The following is an 18,561-nucleotide window of genomic DNA, read 5'->3' on the forward strand; positions in this document are numbered from 1 at the left end:
GCCGCGGCGCGTGCCTCACGCGACCCGGCCCGGACGAACCACGGAGAAGACAGATGTCGAAGCGGACCTTTCAGCCCTCGAACCTCGTGCGCAAGCACCGCCACGGGTTCCGTGCGCGCATGGCCACCAAGGGCGGCCGCAAGGTGCTGAACGCCCGCCGCGCCCGCGGCCGGAAGCGCCTGAGCGCCTGATCCCGGACGGGACGGTGATCCCCGACACGCCTCCGCCGGGCGAAAGCCCGCCGGGGGCTTTTTCCGTTCTGACGCAGCGCGCCGATTTCCTGCGCGCCGCCCGCGCCAAGCGCGTGCCGCTGCCCGGGTTCCTGCTGCAGGCCCGCCGCCGCGCGCCGGAGGAGCCGGCGGGCACGCCGATCCGCGTCGGCTTCACCTGCTCGAAGAAGGTCGGCAACGCGGTCGCCCGCAACCGCGCCAAGCGCCGCCTGCGCGAGATCGCCCGCGCCGTCCTGCCGGTAGACGGGCGCCCGGGCTGGGATTACGTTCTGGTGGGCCGGGCCGAGGCCACGGCCAGCCTGCCCTTCGACCAGCTCAAGGCCGACCTGTCCCGCGCGCTGAGGACGCTGCACCGATGAGCCCCTTCGCCTATGTCGTCTCGCTGCCGGTGCGGTTCTACCGATTGGTGTTCAGCCCCTGGGTCGGCCATTCCTGCCGCTACCACCCCACCTGCTCCGCCTACGCCATGGAGGCGCTGGAGAAGCATGGTGCGATCAAGGGCGCCTGGCTCGCCGCGCGCCGGATCGGGCGCTGCCACCCCTGGGGCGGGTCGGGCGTGGACAACGTGCCGGACTGACCGGGCTCAGTCGCGCTCGAAGCTGATGATGACCTCGCCGATCCGCACGCCGAAGCGGTACATGTAGGCGCGATTGAGCAGCCGGTCCTCGGACATCAGCCACATCCAATCGTCGAAACTCACCCGCATCGTCTCGTCCCCCGGCACGGGCAGGTCGATGGTGTATTGCCAGTTGAAGGTGTCGCCCCGCTCCTCGCCGGTCGCCACGCCGATCACGCCCGGCGCCGTGCCCTCCCAGGTCTCGGGGCCGGTCTTGCGGAGCGTCCAGATGCGCTGTTCCGTGCTCCCGTCCTCGTAGACGAAATCCTCGACCAGCCGCAGGGTCTCGCCGTCCCAGGTCCCCTCGATCTCGACCACGAAGCGGCGGCGGACGGTGCCGAACACGTCCTGGAACTGGCCGTAGGCGACAAGGTCGCCCGCGAAGAACTCCTCGAGGTTCAGCTCCGCGCCGCTCAGGGGCTCGTCCTCCAGCGACGGCCGCCCGCCGCAGGCCGCAAGGGTCAGCGTCGCAAGGAGGATCAGGATCAGTCGCATGGGTCGGCCCCCCGGGTCAGGTTCACCCGCGACCTAACCCGCACCCCGCCCCCGGCAACCCCTCAGGTCAGCAGCGCCAGGTCCGACGACCCCACGACCGGCCGCCGGGTCTGCATCGTGGCGGGGTCCGCGCCCGCCAGCGTGGCCGCGAGGTCGCGGTAGAACCCGGGATCGTCGAAATACCAGGTGTGCGAGCCGCGCAGCGTCTTGCCCGAGGCCGGCACCTTGGCCTCGTACTGCGCCCCGCAATAGACGTCGTGGAACGGCGCCGGCACCGCCACCGGCAGCCCGTCGCGCCCCGCGCGCTCGGCCCCGTGCACCAGGCCCTCGGACAGGCTCAGGACCCGGTCGAAGGTGGAATAGTAGTTGGTCAGCCGCGCGCAGCGCCGCTCCATCACCAGCGCGCCCCAGGCGCCGGCCTCCATCCAGGGCTTGTCCGCGTCGGCCGAGACGAAGGCGACCTCGTGCACGCCCCACGGCGTGCTCCCCGGCGCGCCGCTGTCGCCCACGCCGGAAAAGCCGCGGAGCGTCAGATAGGCGCCCATGGAATGGCACAGCAGATGCACCCGCAGCTGCGGCCGCAGGTTCAGCAGCGGTCCGATGGCATCCACCACCAGGTGCGGCGCGGTGTGCTTGGCGTCGGTGCGGTCCGACAGGTAGGCCCAGACGGTGCCGTCGCTCGGCCAGTCCCAGGACAGGACCAGCCCCTGCCACCCCTCGGCGGCGAGGCCCAGCTCGATCCTGCGGCGCCGCTCCAGCATCTCGGCCTGTTCGGTGTTGAAGCCGTGGACGTAGATCAGGATCTCGCCGGCCCCCGCCTGCCCCTTGACCAGCGACAGCCAGGTCGCGGCGTCGACGACGTGGTCGCCGTCGGGCGACACCCCCTCGGGCACCGAGACGTAGCGCGTGAGGCTGGCGCGGTTGTGGGTGAAGCGGCGGGTGCTGGCGTTGTAGGCACGGCGCGTGGCAAACAGGGGCATGGGTGTCTCCCTTCTGGATCCGCGCCCATCCTGCCCCGGTTCGGCCCGCCGCCCCAGTGCGGGATTCCCGACGCCGCGCTTGACGGCGGGGCGGCGGCGGCCCTATGCCCGGCCCCGCGCGACAGGAGACGCCCATGCTCGACCGTGACGACGCCCCCGACACCGACGACGCCGCGGACGACATCCACCCGCTGTTCTTCGGCGCGCCCAAGACCACCGAGTTCCGCAAGCTGCGCAAGCGCATCATCCGCGAGACCCGCGAGGCGATCGACCGCTACGCCATGGTCGACCGCGACCCGGCCGCGCCCCGGCAGAAATGGCTGGTGTGCCTGTCCGGCGGCAAGGACAGCTACACCCTGCTCGCCGCCCTGACCGAGCTGCAGTGGCGGGGCCTCCTGCCCGTGGACCTGCTGGCCTGCAACCTCGACCAGGGCCAGCCGGGGTTCCCCGCGACCGTGCTGCCCGAGTTCCTCACCCGCATGGGCGTGCCGCACCGGATCGAATACGCCGACACCTATTCCATCGTGGTCGACAAGGTTCCGCAGGGGCGGACCTACTGCGCGCTGTGTTCCCGGCTCCGGCGCGGCAACCTCTACCGCATCGCGCGGGAGGAGGGGTGTTCGGCGGTCGTGCTCGGCCACCACCGCGACGACATCCTCGCCACCTTCTTCCTCAACCTGTTTCACGGCGGCAAGCTGGCCACGATGCCGCCCAAGCTCCTGAACGACGAGGGCGACCTTTTCGTCTATCGCCCCCTCGCCCACGTGGCCGAGGCCGATTGCGACGCCTTCGCCCGCGCCATGGGCTACCCGATCATCCCCTGCGACCTCTGCGGGTCGCAGGACGGCCTCCAGCGGCAGGCGATCGGCCGGATGCTCGACGAGTGGGAAGCCAAGGCACCGGGCCGCAAGGGCAAGATCTTCTCGGCGCTGATGACGGCGCGGCCCTCGCACCTGCTCGACCCGTCGCTGTTCGACTTCGCAGGGCTGGCGCGGCGGCCGGACCCGGACAAGTCGAACGACTGAGCCTGCGCGCGTTAAGCCCCCGTCAAGATGTCGCCCCTAGTCAGGGCGGCGGACAGACGAGGTGCAGGATCATGGCACAGGCAGGACCCACGCTGGCCGTCAGGATGGCCCGGGCCACCGGGCAGGCCCTGTCGCGCGTGGAGGTGCTGGCGCTCTTTCCCCTCATGACCCTGTCCGCGGTCTGGCTCGGGCTTGGCGACGTGGCGACGGTCACGGTGTTCCTCCTGCCCGCGCTGCTGGCGCTGCGTGGCCTCGGCCTCGGCGCCGGCGGCGCGGCGCTGGTGGGCGCCGGCCGCGGCGGCGTGCCCGGGCCGCGCGGCGGTCTCGCGGGGCGCGACGCGCTCCTGGCCATGCTCGACCGGGTCGCCGCGACGCCCGACCATGACACTGCCTGCATCCTGCTGCAGATCGACGGCTGGGACGGGCTGACCGACCGCTGGGGCGCCGAGGCGGCCGAGGATCTGGCGCTGCGCTGCGCCGAACGGCTGGCCACCGCGCTCCGGCGGGACGATGTCGTGGCGCGGCTCGGCGATTCGCGCTTCGGCGTGGTGCTGCACCCGATCCCGGCCGCCCGCCTCGGCACCCGCGAGGCGATCACCGCGCGGCTCCGGGCAGTGCTGGGCGAACCCGTCGCCATCGACGGCAGCGCCGCGCGCCTCACCGTCTGCGCCGGGCACAGCGCGCTCCTGCGCGACGCGGGCCCCGTGCCCGAGGCGACGCTGGCCGCCGCCGAGGCCGCGCTGGCCGAGGCGCAGCGCAACGGGCCGAACGCCGTGCGCGCCTATGCCCCCGGCCTCCTCGGACAACGCCGCGACCGCGCGGACCTCGCCGCCGAGGTCGAGGATGCGCTGGCCGCCGACGAGATCCGGCCCTGGTTCCAGCCCCAGATCTGCACCGACACCGGCGTCATATCGGGCTTCGAGGCGCTGGCCCGATGGCACCACCCCCGGCGCGGCGTGCTCGCCCCGGCCGATTTCCTGCCCGCGGTCGAGGACGCGGGCCGCATGGACGCGCTCGGGCACCGCATCCTCGTCCACGCGCTGGCGGCCCTGCAGGCCTGGGACCGGGCGGGGCTTCGGGTGCCCTCGGTCTCGGTCAATTTCTCGGCGGGCGAGCTGCGCAACCCGATGCTGGCCGACCAGGTCGCCTGGGAGCTCGACCGCTGCGAGCTCCGCCCCGGCCGCCTGACCGTCGAAATCCTCGAAACCGTCGCCGCCCGGGGCGAGGACGATGCCGTCATCGCCACGCTCTCGGCGCTCCGGGCGCAGGGGGTCAACCTCGACCTCGACGATTTCGGGATCGGGCAGGCCTCGCTCTCGGCGATCCGCCGCTTCGGCGTGACCCGGATCAAGATCGACCGCTCCTTCGTGCTGGGCCTCGACGGCGACCCAGAGCAGCGGGCCATGGTCGCCGCGATCCTGTCGATGGCCCGCCACCTCGGCGTCGAAACCCTGGCCGAAGGGGTCGAGACCCGCGAGGTGCAGGCGCTGCTGGCGCAGATGGGCTGCGACCACATGCAGGGCTTCCATATCGCGCGGCCGATGCCGCTGGACGACACCATCGCCTGGGCCACCGCCCACAACGAACGCATCGCCCAGCCCCCGGTCATCGGCCGCCGCGCCGGCTGACGGCCGCCCGGGCCGGGGCAGGAGACACCCCGACGATCCCGGGTCGGACCGCCCCACCGCCCGACCCGTCCCGGCGGCCCGAGGCGGACCGCCCGGCAGGCGTCCCCGCAGGTGGCCCCATGTCGCTCGACCCCTCGCCCCCCACGCCCGGTGCGGCGGCGCACCCCATGCAGCCCGCACGCCGGACCGCCGCGCAAGCGGCCCGCCCCAGCAGGGACAGGCCCGCCACCCCTGCCCCCCGCGCCCAAAACGCCCCTTGACCTTTCGTCCCCCGATCTGTTGAACCCGCGGGGACATCAACCGCGGGGTCACCGAGACATGGACGATCAGAACAGAAACCTGATCCTCGCCACGGCGCTGAGCTTCCTCGTCATCCTTGTCTGGTTCCTCCTCTTCCCCCCGCCGGAGCCGCAGACCGACCCCAACGCCGCGGCCATCGTCGAGACCCAGGCCGGCAGCGCCGAGACCGGCATGGCGCTCCTGCCGCCCGCGGCCACCGGGGATCCCGCGGCGCTGGCCGAGGTCGAGGCCGCCGACCCCGCCGCCGAGGCCCCGCGCGTCCGCATCGAGACGCCCGAGCTGGAAGGGTCCATCTCGCTGATCGGCGGCCGCATCGACGACCTGTCGCTGCGCGGCTACTTCGAGACGCTGGAGGAGGGCAGCCCGATCGTCCGCCTGCTCTCGCCCGTCGGCTCGGACGAGCCCTACTACGCCCTCTACGGCTGGGCCCCGGGCGGCGACCTCGGCTTCGAGGACGTGCCGGGCGCGAACACCGAATGGGCGCTCGAAAGCGGCGAGACCCTGACCCCCGAGACCCCGATCACGCTGGTCTGGGACAACGGCGCCGGCCTCATCTTCCGCCGCACCATCGCCGTCGACGCGAACTTCATGTTCACCGTCACCCAGTCGGTCGAGAACACCGGCGCCACCGCCGCGCGGCTGGCCCCCTACGGCATCGTCGCCCGCCACGGCCTGCCCGACGACCTGCAGAACTTCTTCATCCTGCACGAGGGCGTGGTCCGCAAGGTCGACGGCCAGCTCGACGAGATCGCCTACGACGACATCCCCGACCTCGACTTCGTGCAGCGCGAAGGCGCCGCCGCCGAGGTGGTCGAGGTGCAGTCCGACGGCTGGATCGGCTTCACCGACAAGTACTGGATGACGACCCTCATCCCCGGCGCCGACCAGCCCTTCACCAGCGTCACCAAATACGTGGCGTCGGCCGACATCTACCAGACCGAGGCCCGCCTGCCCGCGATGACCGTCGAGGCCGGCCAGAGCGCCGAGGTGACGACCCAGCTCTTCGCCGGCGCGAAGGAATGGGAGACGATCCGCAACTATCAGGACCTCGCCGGCATCGACCGCTTCCTCGACTCGATCGATTGGGGCTGGTTCTACTTCATCACCAAGCCGATGTTCTGGCTGCTGCACAACCTGAACGTCCTGATCGGCAACATGGGCCTCGCCATCATCGCGCTGACGGTGATCATCAAGGCTGCGCTGTTCCCGCTCGCCTACAAGTCCTACGCCTCGATGGCCCGGATGCGCGAGCTGCAGCCGCAGATGGAGAAGATCAAGGAGCGCGTGGGCGACGACCGGCAGAAGATGCAGGTCGAGATGATGGAGCTCTACAAGCGCGAAAAGGTGAACCCGGCCTCGGGCTGCCTGCCGATCCTGCTGCAGATCCCGATCTTCTTCTCGCTCTACAAAGTGATCTTCGTCACGCTGGAACTGCGCCATGCGCCGTTCTTCGGCTGGCTCAACGACCTGTCGGCGCCCGACCCGTCGTCGATCATCAACCTTTTCGGCCTGCTGCCCTGGGCCGCGCCCGAACCCAACAGCCTGCTCGCGCTCATCTTCATCGGGGTGCTGCCGATCCTGCTCGGCATCTCGATGTGGCTGCAGCAGAAGCTGAACCCGCAGCCGACCGACCCGACCCAGGCCGCGATCTTCGCCTGGCTGCCCTGGGTGTTCATGTTCATGCTCGGAAGCTTCGCCTCCGGCCTGCTGGTGTACTGGATCGCGAACAACACGATCACCTTCATCCAGCAGTACATCATCATGAAGCGGCACGGCTACACGCCCGACCTGTTCGGCAACATCCGGTCGAGCTTCAAGCGCAAGAAGCCGCAGGGCAAATGATCGGGACGCTGGCCCAGATCTGGCGCCACCCGATCAAGGGGATCGGGACCGAGCGGCTGGATCACGTGGGCCTGCGCCCCGACCGCCCCCTGCCCTGGGACCGCGCCTGGGCCGTGCTCGAAGAGGGCGGCGAGGCGGCCGAGGGCTGGCGCGCCTGCCGCAACTTCGTCCGCGGGGCCAAGGGGCCGTCGCTGATGGCGATCACCGCGCGGGTCGAGGGCGACACGGTGCACCTGTCGCACCCCGACCGCCCGCCCCTGTCCATCGTGCCGGGCGAGGACGCGGCCGAGCTGGCCCTGCTGCCCTGGCTGAAACCGATCTACCCCGCCGACCGCCGACCGCCGGCGGCGCTGGTCAAGGCGCCCGACATGGGGCTATCGGATGCGCCCTTCGCCTCGGTCGCCGTGCTCAACATGGCGTCGCTCCGCGCGCTGGGGCAGAAGCTCGGGATGGCGCTCGACCCGCGCCGATTCCGCGGCAACCTGTGGCTCGAGGGCCTCGCGCCCTGGGAGGAATTCGACCTCGTCGGCAAGCGCCTGTGCATCGGCGAAGCCGAACTCGACGTGGTCGAGCCGATCACCCGCTGCCGCGCGACCGAGGCCAACCCCGACACCGGCCGCCGCGACGCCGCGACGCTGGCCGCGCTCGAGGACGGCTGGGGCCACACCGATTTCGGCACCTACGCCATGGTGCGCAAGGGCGGCCGCGTGGCCGTCGGCGACACGGTGACCCTCGCATGACGACGCCCCTGCCCTTCCCGCTCGCCCCCGAGCCCGACGCCGCCGCCCGCGAGGCCGGCCGTCTCCTCTTCGCCCAGGGCGCGGAGTTCCTGAAGGGCGTCGTCGCGATGGACGGGCTGCCCCCCGACGACCGCCCCGAGGTCTGCTTTGCCGGCCGCTCCAACGTGGGCAAGTCGACGCTGATCAACGCGCTGACGGGGCGCAAGGCGCTGGCGCGCGCGTCGAACACGCCGGGCCGGACGCAGGAGATCAACTACTTCACCCTGACGGACAGCCACTACCTCGTCGACCTGCCCGGCTACGGCTATGCCGAGGCGCCCATCACGGTGGTGAAACAGTGGCAGGCGCTGCTGCGCGCCTACCTCGCCGGCCGCGCCACACTGCGCCGCGCCTTCGTGTTGATCGACGCGCGCCACGGCGCCAAGGCGGTGGACGAGGACATCATGGGCCTCCTCGACAAAGCCGCCGTGCCTTTCCAGGTGGTCCTGACCAAGGCCGACAAGGTCAAGCCGAAGGACCGCGACGCGGCGCTGGCCCGGACCCGGGCGGCCCTAGCCAAGCACCCCGCGGCCTACCCCGAGCTGATCCTGACCTCCTCGGAGGACGGGCTGGGGATCGAGACCCTGCGCGCCGCCATCGCGGCCATCGCCTGACCGGCCCCTTCATCTTTCCCCAAATACGCGAACCCGCCGCTTCACACGGGCGCCCCGGTCGCCTATTCAAGCCCCATCGACGAGGCCCGAGATGAAGAAACGTGACATGACCCGCGACTACATGGCCGCCGCCCGCACCCTGAGCGAGGCGCTGCCCTACCTGCAACGCTTCAACGACGCCATCGTGGTGGTGAAGTTCGGCGGCAACGCCATGGGCGACGACGACGCGATGGCCAGCTTCGCGCGCGACATCGTGCTGCTGCGCCAGGTCGGCGTGAACCCGGTCGTGGTGCATGGCGGCGGGCCGATGATCAACGACCTCCTCGACAAGCTCGGCATCCAGTCCGAGTTCATCGACGGCAAGCGCGTCACCGACGCGGCGACCGTCGAGGTGGTCGAGATGGTGCTGTCGGGGCTGGTGAACAAGCGGATCGTGCAGGCGATCAACGCGCAGGGCGGCAAGGCGGTGGGGCTGTCGGGCAAGGACGCCTCGCTCATGGTCTGCGAGCCGGCGGATGCCAAGTTCGGCTTCGTGGGCGAGCCGGTCGAGGTGAACCCGGCCGTGGTCCACAACCTGTTCGAGGACGACATGATCCCGGTGATCGCGCCGGTCGGCGTGGGCCGCAAGGGCGAGACCTTCAACGTGAACGGCGACACGGCCGCCGGCGCCATCGCCGCGGCGCTGAAGGCGGACCGCCTGTTGTTGCTCACGAATGTCGCGGGCGTGAAGAACGCCGCCGGCGAGCTGGTGACCGAGCTGAAGGCCGCCGAGGTCGAGGAGATGACCCGCGCGGGCGTGATCTCGGGCGGGATGATTCCCAAGACCGAGACCGCGCTGCAGGCGGTGCGCGGCGGGGTGCGGGCCTGCACCATCGTCGACGGGCGCGTGGCCCACGCGGTGCTGCTGGAGCTGTTCACCGAGCATGGCGCGGGGTCGATGATCCGCGCCTGACCGGGCGCACCGGGCGTACACAGGGCGTACACACCCCGTGCACGGCGACGCCGCCGCGGCGGGACAGGCGAGGAAAGGGCGGAGATGGCCGGGCTGGACGAGATCGAGGCCCGCCTCGCCCCCCACAGCCTCGCGGTGTTCGGCGGGGTCCACCCCGGCCCGGATGACGGCGCGCCCGAGGGCTGCGCCACGCTGCTGCTGCTCGGGCCGGACGAGCCCGGCTTCTGGGCCCATGTCACCGCCGAGCCCGAGTTCGCCGACGGCCGCCCCGACCCGCTGGACCGCTGGTCGCGCCGGGTGATCGGGCGGCTGGCCTGCGACCTCGGCGCCAAGGCGCTGTTCCCCTTCGGCGGGCCGCCCTGGCGGCCCTTCCTCGCCTGGGCGACGCGGAGCGGGCGGGCCTGGGTCAGCCCGGTGGGCCTCTTGGTGCACGACCGGGCGGGGCTGATGGTGTCCTACCGGGGGGCGCTGGCGCTGCGCGGGCGCCTCGACCTGCCCGCGCCGCCCCCGGCCCCGCCCTGCGACGGCTGTGCCCGGCCCTGCGTCACCGCCTGCCCGGTTGGCGCGCTGACCCCGGCAGGCTATGACGTCGGGGCCTGCCACGCCTTCCTCGACACCGGGGCGGGGCGGGAGTGCCTCGACCGGGGCTGCCGCGCGCGGCGGGCCTGCCCGGTCAGCGCGGGATACGGCCGCCGGACCGAGCAGTCGGCGTTTCACATGCGGAGCTTTCACCCATGACGCTGACCCTGATCCTGACGCGGCACGCGAAATCGGGCTGGGATGACCCCGCCCTCGACGACCATGACCGCCCGCTGAACGCCCGCGGCCAGGCCGACGCGCCGAGGATCGGGGGCTGGCTGCGGAGCAAGGGCTACCTGCCCGACCGGGCGCTGGTGTCCTCGGCCCGGCGCACGCAGGAAACCTGGGAGCGGCTGTCGCCCGAGCTGGGGCGGCCGGTGCCGATGACGGTGGTGCCGGCGCTCTACCACGCCGAGGCGGGCGAGATCCTGGGCCAGCTGCGCCGCGCCGAGGGGCGGACGGTGATGGTGATCGGGCACAACCCGGGGATCGGGGAATTCGCGCACCGCATCGTCGAGGACCCGGCCGAGCACCCGCGCTTCCTGGACTACCCGACCTGCGCCACGCTGGTGGCGGAATTCCCCGGCGAGACCTGGGGCGACGTCGACTGGTGGTCGGGGCGCGTGGTGGATTTCGTGGTGCCGCGCGACCTGTAGCGACGCCACACTCTTGCAAGAGTGTGGCCAGACCCTTGCAAGGGTCTGGCGCATGGCCTTGCAAGGCCATGGCAGGGTCTTGCAAGACCCTGCCGCGGCGGGGCGGTCAGTGCCCGAGGATCTGGCTGAGGAACAGCTTGGTCCGCTCGTTCTGCGGGTCGGTGAAGAACGGCTCGGGCTCGTTCTGCTCGACGATCTGGCCCTGGTCCATGAAGATCACCCGGTTCGCCACGGACCGCGCGAAGCCCATCTCGTGGGTCACGCAGAGCATGGTCATGCCCTCCTCGGCGAGCTGGATCATGGTGTCCAGCACCTCCTTGATCATCTCGGGGTCCAGCGCCGAAGTCGGCTCGTCGAACAGCATGATCCGCGGCCGCATGCACAGCGACCGGGCGATGGCCACGCGCTGCTGCTGGCCGCCGGACAGCTGGCCGGGGTACTTCAGCGCCTGCTCGGGGATCTTCACCTTCTCGAGGAAGTACATCGCGGTTTCCTCGGCCTCGCGCTTGGGGATCTTGCGGACCCAGATCGGCGCGAGGGTGCAGTTCTCGAGGATGGTCAGGTGCGGGAACAGGTTGAAGTGCTGGAACACCATCCCGACCTCGGACCGGATCTTGTCGATGTTCTTGAGGTCGTTCGACAGGAGCGTGCCGTCGACCACGATGGAGCCCTTCTGGTGCTCCTCCAGCGCGTTGATGCAGCGGATCAGGGTCGACTTGCCCGAGCCCGAGGGCCCGCAGATCACGATGCGCTCGCCCCGGTTCACGGTCAGATTGATGTCGCGCAGCACGTGGAAGGTCCCGTACCACTTGTTCATGTTGTTGATCTCGATGGCGATCTCGTCCGAGACCTTCATCTGCGACCGGTCGATCTCGCGTTCCGCGATGGGGGTCTGAAGTTCGGTCATGGGGTGGCCTCCTCAGCGGCGGTCGGTCTGGAGCTTGCGCTCGAGATACATGGAGTAGCGGGACATGAAGAAGCAGAACACGAAGAACAGCAGGCCCACGAAGATGTAGAGCTCCCAGTAGATGCCGTTCCATTCCGCGGTGGCGCGGATCGCGTTGGTCAGGCCCAGCGGGTCGCGCAGGCCGATGAAGACCACCAGCGTCGTGTCCTTGAACAGCCCGATGAAGGTGTTCACGATCCCCGGGATGGAGATCTTGAGCGCCTGCGGCAGCACGATCAGGCGCATCGCCTTCCAGTAGTCGAGCCCGAGGCTGTCGGCGGCCTCGTACTGGCCCTTGGGCAGCGCGGCGAGGCCGCCCCGCACCACCTCGGCCAGGTAGGCCGAGGCGAAGAGCGTGACCATGATGATGACGCGCAGCAGGAGGTCGAAGTTCGTGCCCGGCGGCAGGAAGTAATTCAGCAGGAGCGAGGCGGTGAACAGCCACACGATCAGGGGCACGCCGCGGATGACCTCGATGAAGGTCACGCAGATCCACTTGATCAGCGGCATGGACGACTGCCGGCCCAGCGCCAGCACGATGCCCAAGGGCAGCGACAGCACGATGCCCGAGGTGCCGATGATGATGGCTAGCATGAAGCCGCCGAAATCGTCGGACGGGATCGCCTCGAGCCCGATCGGCATGGCCGCGTTCAGCACGCCGGTCACGTGGGGCAGGAGCGGGAACAGGCCGATGTCCGCGAAGGGGAGCGGGTTCAGAAAGATGGCGAGGACGGCGACGATGCCGGCCAGCATCCCCAGGAGCGCGCCCGACGCGGCCGCCACCACGCGCCCGACAAGGATCGCGGCGACGAGGCCCACGGCCACCGAGACCGGCCCCCAGATGGTGCCGCCCCAGAGCAGGAACACGGCGACGAAGGGGTAGGCGAGCGAGAACCACAGCAGCTTGCGCGGCAGGCTGGAGTAGAGGATCGGCGCAACCGCGACGACCAGCAGCGCCAGCGCCATGAGCGGGCGCCAGTAGCCGAAGAAGAACACGACGAGGTTGCCGATGTCGGCCTTCATCGCGGCGATGAACTCGATCCGGGCGGTGGAGTTCGAGCCGGGGCCGAACACCGCCTCGAGCCCGCCGGCCGCGGCCAGCTCGTCGGAATAGAACCACGAGGCCAGCAGCTGGTTGTCGGTGGGGTAGAAGCCGAACAGGATCTGCAGCCAGCGCTCGTTGATCACCGCCCAGCAGGCGGCGGTGCTGAGCCCGCGCTCGTCGCGGATCGCGCGGCATTCCCCGAGCGAGCCCGCGTCCCAGATCCCCTGCAGGGTCCAGGGCAGGATGGCCGAGAGGATCGACCAGATCAGGTAGATCGAGACGATCGTCAGCAGGCCGTTGGACCAGGACGAGAACAGGTTCTCGCGGATCCAGCGGATCGCCCCGGTTTCCCCCGGCGGCGGGGGCGCGGGCGGGAGCATGGTGTCGCGGGCGAAGGCGACGCTGTGGGCGTGGGTATCGCTCATCTCACCGCTCCTTCAATTTGACGCTGGAGTTGTAGAGGTTCATCAGCGCCGAGATGATCAGGCTGGTGATCAGGTAGAAGATGCCGAGCAGCAGCATCCCCTCCAGCTCGCGTCCGGTCTGGTTGATGGTGATCCCGCCCAGCGTCGAGCGCACGTCCATGTAGCCCACGGCGATGGCCAGCGACGAGTTCTTGGTCAGGTTCAGGTACTGCGAGATCAGCGGCGGGATGATCACCCGCAGCGCCTGCGGCAGGATGATCAGCTGCATCGTGCGGTTGGGCTGCAGGCCGAGCGCGAAGGACGCCTCGGTCTGGCCCTTGGACACCGCGAGGATGCCGGCGCGCACGATCTCGGCGATGAAGGCCGAGGTGTAGAGCGACAGCGCCAGCCACAGCGCGATGAAGGAGTTGCGGATCTGCACCCCGCCGGTGAAGTTGAAGCCGCCGAGCTCGGGGTATTCCAGCGACACCGGCCGGCCCATCACGAAATAGGCGAGGAGCGCGGGCACGAAGAACAGGCCCAGCGAGATCCACAGGACGGGCAGCTGCTGGCCGGTCGCTTCCTGGCGCCGGCGGGCGTACCAGCGCAGGGCGAAGATGCCGACGATGGACAGCAGGAACACCGCCACCACGAGGCCCGAGCCCTCGGCCCAGACCGGGCGCGGGATGTAGACGCCGCGGTTGGAGATGGCGACGCTGTCCCACAGGATCATCGAGGCGCTGCCGCCCTCGCGGAATTCGCGGGGCTGGGGGGTGGCCTCGGTCATCACCGCGAAGACGATGAGGATCCAGATCAGGAGCGGCGTGTTCCGCATCGCCTCGACGTAGACCGTCATGATGCGGGCGATCAGCCAGTTCTTGGACAGCCGCAGCACGCCGGCGAGGACGCCGATGACGGTGGCGAGGATGCAGCCGAGGAAGGCGACGAGCAGCGTGTTCAGGATCCCCACCACCGCGGCGCGGGCGTGCGTGTCCTGCGAGGAGAAAGGGATCAGCTGCTGGTTGATGTCGTAGCCGGCGGTGGTCCAGAGGAAGCCGAACCCGATGTCCTTGCCCAGCGCGGCCAGGTTGGTCACCGTGTTGTCGACCAGCTCGACCAGCAGCGCCATGATCAGCATGGCGGCGACGACCTGGATCGTCAGGGAACGGTACCGCGAGTCGTACAGCAGCTGGCTGAGGCGAAAGGATTCGCGCGGGGGTTCGGTCACGTCTGCCATGCGCACTCCGCTACGTAGGGGACACAGGTCCGGCCGGTCGGCGTCGGGACGCCCGGCGGAACGGCTGCGTGTCGTTTGGTCGGAAGGACGGTCAGAGGAGACGGGGCCCGGGCAGTGCCCGGGCCCCGCTCATCACGAGATCAGCGGAACGGCGGCGAGTACAGCAGGCCGCCATCGGTCCACTGCGCGTTCAGGCCGCGCGCCAGGCCGACGGGGGTGTTTTCGCCGATGTTCTGCTCGAACACCTCGCCGTAGTTGCCGACGGCGGCGATCACGTTGACGGCCCAGTCATTGGCCAGGCCCATCATGGCGCCCAGTTCGCCCTCGGTCCCGAGGAGACGGTTGATCTCGGGGTTCGCGGTCGGCGCGGCGGCCAGTTCGCGGACGTTGGCCGAGGTCACGCCGTACTCTTCGGCGGCGACCAGCGCGTTCAGCGTCCAGCGGACGATGTCACCCCAGTCGTTGTCGCCATGGCGGACGACCGGGCCGAGCGGCTCCTTGGACACGATTTCCGGAAGGATCACGTGCTCGGAGGCGTTCTCGAAGGTGGCGCGGGTCGCGGCGAGGCCCGACACGTCGGTGGTGTACACGTCGCAGGCACCGGCGAGGTACTGCTGCTGGCCTTCGGCGTTGGTGGCGACCGGGACCGGCTCGTAGGTGATGTTGTTCACGCGGAAGAAGTCCGCGAGGTTGAGTTCGGTGGTGGTGCCGGTCTGGATGCAGACGGTGGCGCCATCAAGCTCGGTGGCCGAGGACACGCCGAGGTCCGAGCGAACCATGAAGCCCTGGCCGTCGTAGTAGTTGACGCCCACGAAGTCGAGGTTCAGGTCGGTGTCGCGCGAGTAGGTCCAGGTGGAGTTGCGGACCAGCACGTCCACTTCGCCGGCGGCCAGCGCGGTGAAGCGGGTCTGGCTGGTCAGCGGGACGAACTCGACGGCCTGCGGGTCACCGAGGACCGCAGTGGCGATGGCCCGGCACAGCGAGACGTCGAAGCCCTGCCAGACGCCGTTGGCGTCGGGGGCGGCGAAGCCCGCCAGACCCTCGTTGGAACCGCACAGCAGCGACCCCCGGGCCTGGACCTGCTCGAGCGTCGACTGCGCCGACGCGAGGCCGGCCGCGAGACCGGCGACGGCGAGCGTGCCGAGAAATACGGATTTCTTCATGTTTACCTCTTCCTGATGGACCGCCCGTTGGGCTGTGATTGTTGTGCCCTTTGGGCCTTGGCATAAGTCCGTGGGAGGCTCATGCCCCCTCACCGCCGCCAAAATGGGCAAAAGCCACGCAGGAGGTCAAGTGCAACAGATGCGGTTTTCCCTGCGTCAAGCACAAGCAATCAGCGATCACTCCACATCCTGCCCTGTTTTTTTGCAATGTCCGCCGACAACTGGCCAAGACGGCGTCATTCACAGCCTGCCATGTCCCAGAACCGCCGGGCCGCGTGGAAAGCGGCGCGCTTGTGGGCGGCGGCGGCTTCGGCCTCCTCGTCGGGGCCCCATTGTTCGATCTGCCAGTCCTCATCGATTCGCGACAGCGACCACCCGGTTTCGGCGTCGAGGCGGCCCGCGGCCGTCGCCAGCCCGATGACGAGCGAGCCCGACAGGGTCACGAGGTCGTGCAGAGCGGTCAGGCGGAAGGCGTCGAGCGCCGCCACATGCGCCGCCAGCGCGTCGAGCGACGCCTGCGGCTGCGCCACGGGCAGGATGCCCACGGTCGGAAGCAGCCGCGCGCCGTGGGTCTCGGCGGCCCAGTCGAGCAGCGGGTCCCAGGCGGCGGCCTGGCGGGCCTGCAGCGCCTCGGGCGTGTCGGCGCGGTGGCAGGTCAGGTCCGTCTCGGCATAGGCGGCCAGCATCGCGGCCACCTCGGGCTGCTGCGGGACCACGCGCTCCAGCGCCGAGTTGGCGGCGCGGGTCACGGGCATGGTCAGCGGCCGGATCTCGTCGTCCTGCGCGGCCCATTCGGCGGCGATGGCCTCGGCCATCACGCGGGTCGGCAGGGTGAGGGGCAGCTTGCCCGGCGTCATCACCCGGCGCGCGTCGAGGTGGACGGAGAACCCGCCCTCGGCCTCGCCCACCGAGACCTCGCGCCAGAAGCGCCGTGCCTTCCATCCGCCCGTCATGACGCGGGACATATCCGATCGAGCGCCGCGGGCAAGTCGGAGAAGCGGTCGAGCACGTCGATCGCGCCGGCGGCGCGCAGCCGGTCGATAGGGTGGTAGCCCCACGACACGCCCAGCGCCGCGACGCCGGCGTTGCGGGCCATCTCCATGTCGAAGCTGGTGTCGCCCAGCATCACCGCGCGGGCCCGGTCGATGCCGGTCTCGCGCAGGCAGGCCTCGATCATCGAGGGGTGCGGTTTCGAGGCGTGGTCGTCGGCGACCTGCACCGAGGCCAGGACGCCGCGCAGCCCGTGCAGGTCGAGGATATGGTCCATCCCGCGCCGCGACTTGCCGGTGGCGACCGCCAGCAGCGTGCAGTCGTCGGCCACCAGCGCGTCGAGCGTCGCGCGGACGCCGGGGAACAGCGGCGACAGCACCATGCCGTCGAAGCGGTCGCGCAGCGTGGAGAAGGCGTGCTTGTAGGCCTCGACCAGCGCGTCGGCGCGGTCGGGGTGGTCGGTGGCGAGCACCCCCATCGCCACCGGCAGCGACAGGCCCACGACCGACCGGATGCGGTCGCGCGGGGGCGGGGTCAGGGCGTTGGCGGCGAAGGCCACCTCCATCGACGACACGATATGGTCCTGGCTGTCGATCAGCGTTCCGTCGACGTCCAGGATCACGAGCCGCAGGTCGGTCATGGCTCCTCCTCGAAGGGGTCGGCGGGCACGTCGGCGGCGCGCCATTCCAGCGCGTCCCAGGTCCGCTGCATGTGCTGCGGCAGCGGGGCGGTGACGGTCAGGCGCGCGCCGGTGACGGGGTGGGTCAGGCTGATGGAGCGGGCGTGCAGGTGCAGCTTGCGGCTGATCTCGCCGCCGAGCTGCGCGCCCCAGCCGTCGCCCAGGTTCTCCTGCCCCGAGCCGCCGTACTTGCCGTCGCCGACGACCGGGTGGCCGATGGCGGCCATGTGCGCGCGCAGCTGGTGGGTGCGGCCCGTGACCGGCTGCAGCGCCACCCAGGCGGTGCGGCCGCCCAGCGCCGACAGCACGGCGTAGTCGGTGACGGCGGGCTTGGCGCCCTCGGTCGCGGCCACGGCGTCGGGGTGGACGGTGACCATCTTCTCGCCCTCGCCGCCCTTGCCGTGGCCCGGCGCCTTGACGAGGCCGAAGCGGATCACGCCCATGCGCGGGCTGGGCACGCCGGCAACGGCGGCCCAGTAGATCTTGCGGGTGTCGCGGGCGCGGAAGGCGCGGGTCAGCGCCTCGGCGGCCTTGCGCGAGCGCGCCAACAGGAGGACGCCCGAGGTGTCCTTGTCGAGCCGGTGGACGAGGCGGGGTTTCTCGTCGGCGTCGAAGGTCAGCGCCTCGGCCAGCCCGTCGACATGGCGGGTGACGCCCGAGCCGCCCTGGGTGGGCAGGCCCGGCGGCTTGTTGATGGCGAGGATGTGGGCGTCGCGGTAGAGCACGGCCGCGCGGATCATCTGCGCGTCGGCGTCGGAGATGCGCGGTTTCGGCGGGGCCTCGGGCGCCTCGGTCTCGGGCAGGGGCGGGACGCGGACCTGCTGGCCGTCCTCGATGCGGGTGGCGGGCTTGACCCGGCCGCCGTCGACGCGGATCTCGCCCTTGCGGCACATCTTCTCGATGCGGCCCTGCGGGATGTGGGGGAACTGCCGGCGGAACCAGCGGTCGAGCCGCTGCCCGCCCTCGCCCGCGGCCACCGTGAGGGTCTGGACGCCGCTCATGCGAAGCTCCTTCCGAGGGCGAGGCCGACGACGAGCGCCGCGATGGACAGCGTGACGTTGGCCAGCACGTAGAGCGCCGCCAGCCCGAGCGCGCCGCGTTCGTAGAGCGTCACCGCCTCGAGCGAGAAGGCCGAGAAGGTGGTGAAGCCGCCGAGGATGCCGGTCGCCATCAGCGGCGACAGGTGCGTCAGGCCGCGATGCGCCGCCAGCGCGATGAAGAGGCCCATGGCCAGCGAGCCGAGCACGTTGACCGCCAGCACGCCCAGCGGGAACGGCGTGTGACCGAACAGGCGGACGAGGCCGATGCCGGTGAGGTATCGGAGCACGGCGCCGAGCGCGCCGCCGAGGGCGACTTGTATGACAGGGACCATATTTGCCGGTTTGGGTCGGGGCGTGCAGC

Annotated in this window: 21 protein-coding genes; 11 read left to right on the forward strand and 10 right to left on the reverse strand. The window is 70.7% G+C overall.

Annotated elements, in window-relative coordinates; all coding sequences use genetic code 11:
* Positions 1-53: 53 nt before the first annotated feature.
* From rpmH to yidD, 3 genes are read left to right on the forward strand one after another with little or no spacing between them, the layout of a single operon-like run.
* Positions 54-191, forward strand: coding sequence for a 50S ribosomal protein L34 (rpmH, locus tag HCU73_RS12290; RefSeq protein ID WP_168624034.1), 138 nt, complete (start codon positions 54-56; stop codon positions 189-191).
* A 14-nt stretch (positions 192-205) separates the two neighbouring features.
* Positions 206-589 carry a ribonuclease P protein component gene (gene rnpA, locus HCU73_RS12295; RefSeq protein WP_338052107.1) on the forward strand — a complete coding sequence of 128 codons (384 nt, stop codon included), beginning with the start codon at positions 206-208 and terminating at the stop codon, positions 587-589.
* On the forward strand, positions 586-807 hold the full coding sequence (gene yidD / locus HCU73_RS12300; RefSeq protein WP_168623760.1) for a membrane protein insertion efficiency factor YidD: 222 nt from the start codon (positions 586-588) through the stop codon (positions 805-807). The genes rnpA and yidD overlap by 4 nt, the downstream gene beginning before the upstream one ends.
* A gap of 6 nt (positions 808-813) precedes the next feature.
* Here the strand turns inward: yidD and HCU73_RS12305 are convergent, their stop codons facing one another.
* The gene (locus HCU73_RS12305) at positions 814-1,341 is read right to left on the reverse strand and encodes a DUF3833 domain-containing protein (RefSeq protein ID WP_168623761.1); all 528 of its coding nucleotides are present in this window, start codon (positions 1,339-1,341) and stop codon (positions 814-816) included.
* Positions 1,342-1,403: 62 nt separating this feature from the next.
* A complete protein-coding gene (locus HCU73_RS12310) occupies positions 1,404-2,321 on the reverse strand; it encodes an alpha/beta hydrolase (protein ID WP_168623762.1) in 918 nt (305 codons plus the stop codon).
* Positions 2,322-2,455: 134 nt separating this feature from the next.
* Here HCU73_RS12310 and ttcA point away from each other — a divergent pair, with 134 nt between their 5' ends.
* The 8 genes from ttcA to HCU73_RS12350 all read left to right on the forward strand — a co-directional run bounded on the left by ttcA (position 2,456) and on the right by HCU73_RS12350 (position 10,696).
* Positions 2,456-3,346 (forward strand): tRNA 2-thiocytidine(32) synthetase TtcA, encoded by an 891-nt coding sequence (gene ttcA / locus HCU73_RS12315; protein ID WP_168623763.1) that lies wholly within the window; start codon positions 2,456-2,458, stop codon positions 3,344-3,346.
* A 71-nt stretch (positions 3,347-3,417) separates the two neighbouring features.
* The gene (locus HCU73_RS12320; protein ID WP_168623764.1) at positions 3,418-4,974 is read left to right on the forward strand and encodes a putative bifunctional diguanylate cyclase/phosphodiesterase; all 1,557 of its coding nucleotides are present in this window, start codon (positions 3,418-3,420) and stop codon (positions 4,972-4,974) included.
* A 318-nt stretch (positions 4,975-5,292) separates the two neighbouring features.
* Positions 5,293-7,116 (forward strand): membrane protein insertase YidC, encoded by a 1,824-nt coding sequence (yidC, locus tag HCU73_RS12325; protein ID WP_168623765.1) that lies wholly within the window; start codon positions 5,293-5,295, stop codon positions 7,114-7,116.
* A complete protein-coding gene (locus tag HCU73_RS12330) occupies positions 7,113-7,856 on the forward strand; it encodes an MOSC domain-containing protein (RefSeq protein WP_168623766.1) in 744 nt (247 codons plus the stop codon). Before yidC ends, HCU73_RS12330 begins: the two co-directional genes overlap by 4 nt.
* The gene (gene yihA / locus HCU73_RS12335; protein WP_168623767.1) at positions 7,853-8,509 is read left to right on the forward strand and encodes a ribosome biogenesis GTP-binding protein YihA/YsxC; all 657 of its coding nucleotides are present in this window, start codon (positions 7,853-7,855) and stop codon (positions 8,507-8,509) included. Before HCU73_RS12330 ends, yihA begins: the two co-directional genes overlap by 4 nt.
* Positions 8,510-8,600: 91 nt before the next feature.
* Entirely contained in the window at positions 8,601-9,461 is an 861-nt protein-coding gene (gene argB, locus HCU73_RS12340; protein WP_168623768.1) for an acetylglutamate kinase, read from the forward strand.
* 84 nt (positions 9,462-9,545) lie between these two features.
* The gene (locus HCU73_RS12345; RefSeq protein ID WP_168623769.1) at positions 9,546-10,199 is read left to right on the forward strand and encodes a ferredoxin; all 654 of its coding nucleotides are present in this window, start codon (positions 9,546-9,548) and stop codon (positions 10,197-10,199) included.
* Positions 10,196-10,696, forward strand: a complete 501-nt coding sequence (locus tag HCU73_RS12350) for a SixA phosphatase family protein (RefSeq protein ID WP_168623770.1) — start codon at positions 10,196-10,198, stop codon at positions 10,694-10,696. Before HCU73_RS12345 ends, HCU73_RS12350 begins: the two co-directional genes overlap by 4 nt.
* A gap of 106 nt (positions 10,697-10,802) precedes the next feature.
* On the opposite strand, the gene HCU73_RS12355 is transcribed toward HCU73_RS12350, so the two are convergent.
* The 8 genes from HCU73_RS12355 to crcB form a co-directional block, all read right to left on the reverse strand.
* On the reverse strand, positions 10,803-11,603 hold the full coding sequence (locus HCU73_RS12355) for an amino acid ABC transporter ATP-binding protein (protein WP_168623771.1): 801 nt from the start codon (positions 11,601-11,603) through the stop codon (positions 10,803-10,805).
* A gap of 12 nt (positions 11,604-11,615) precedes the next feature.
* A complete protein-coding gene (locus HCU73_RS12360; protein WP_168623772.1) occupies positions 11,616-13,112 on the reverse strand; it encodes an amino acid ABC transporter permease in 1,497 nt (498 codons plus the stop codon).
* A 1-nt stretch (position 13,113) separates the two neighbouring features.
* On the reverse strand, positions 13,114-14,328 hold the full coding sequence (locus HCU73_RS12365; protein ID WP_168623773.1) for an amino acid ABC transporter permease: 1,215 nt from the start codon (positions 14,326-14,328) through the stop codon (positions 13,114-13,116).
* A gap of 140 nt (positions 14,329-14,468) precedes the next feature.
* Complete coding sequence (locus HCU73_RS12370; protein ID WP_168623774.1) at positions 14,469-15,491, reverse strand: amino acid ABC transporter substrate-binding protein; 1,023 nt, start codon at positions 15,489-15,491, stop codon at positions 14,469-14,471.
* A gap of 236 nt (positions 15,492-15,727) precedes the next feature.
* A complete protein-coding gene (locus HCU73_RS12375; protein WP_168623775.1) occupies positions 15,728-16,444 on the reverse strand; it encodes an ATP12 family chaperone protein in 717 nt (238 codons plus the stop codon).
* Complete coding sequence (locus tag HCU73_RS12380) at positions 16,441-17,121, reverse strand: HAD-IA family hydrolase (RefSeq protein ID WP_168623776.1); 681 nt, start codon at positions 17,119-17,121, stop codon at positions 16,441-16,443. Before HCU73_RS12380 ends, HCU73_RS12375 begins: the two co-directional genes overlap by 4 nt.
* A complete protein-coding gene (locus HCU73_RS12385) occupies positions 17,118-18,161 on the reverse strand; it encodes an RluA family pseudouridine synthase (protein WP_168623777.1) in 1,044 nt (347 codons plus the stop codon). Before HCU73_RS12385 ends, HCU73_RS12380 begins: the two co-directional genes overlap by 4 nt.
* Positions 18,158-18,532: a fluoride efflux transporter CrcB gene (gene crcB / locus HCU73_RS12390; protein ID WP_168623778.1), complete on the reverse strand. Its 375-nt coding sequence runs from the start codon at positions 18,530-18,532 to the stop codon at positions 18,158-18,160. The genes HCU73_RS12385 and crcB overlap by 4 nt, the downstream gene beginning before the upstream one ends.
* Positions 18,533-18,561: the final 29 nt, after the last annotated feature.

Source organism: Roseicyclus persicicus, assembly GCF_012395815.1.
GTDB lineage: Bacteria > Pseudomonadota > Alphaproteobacteria > Rhodobacterales > Rhodobacteraceae > Roseicyclus > Roseicyclus persicicus.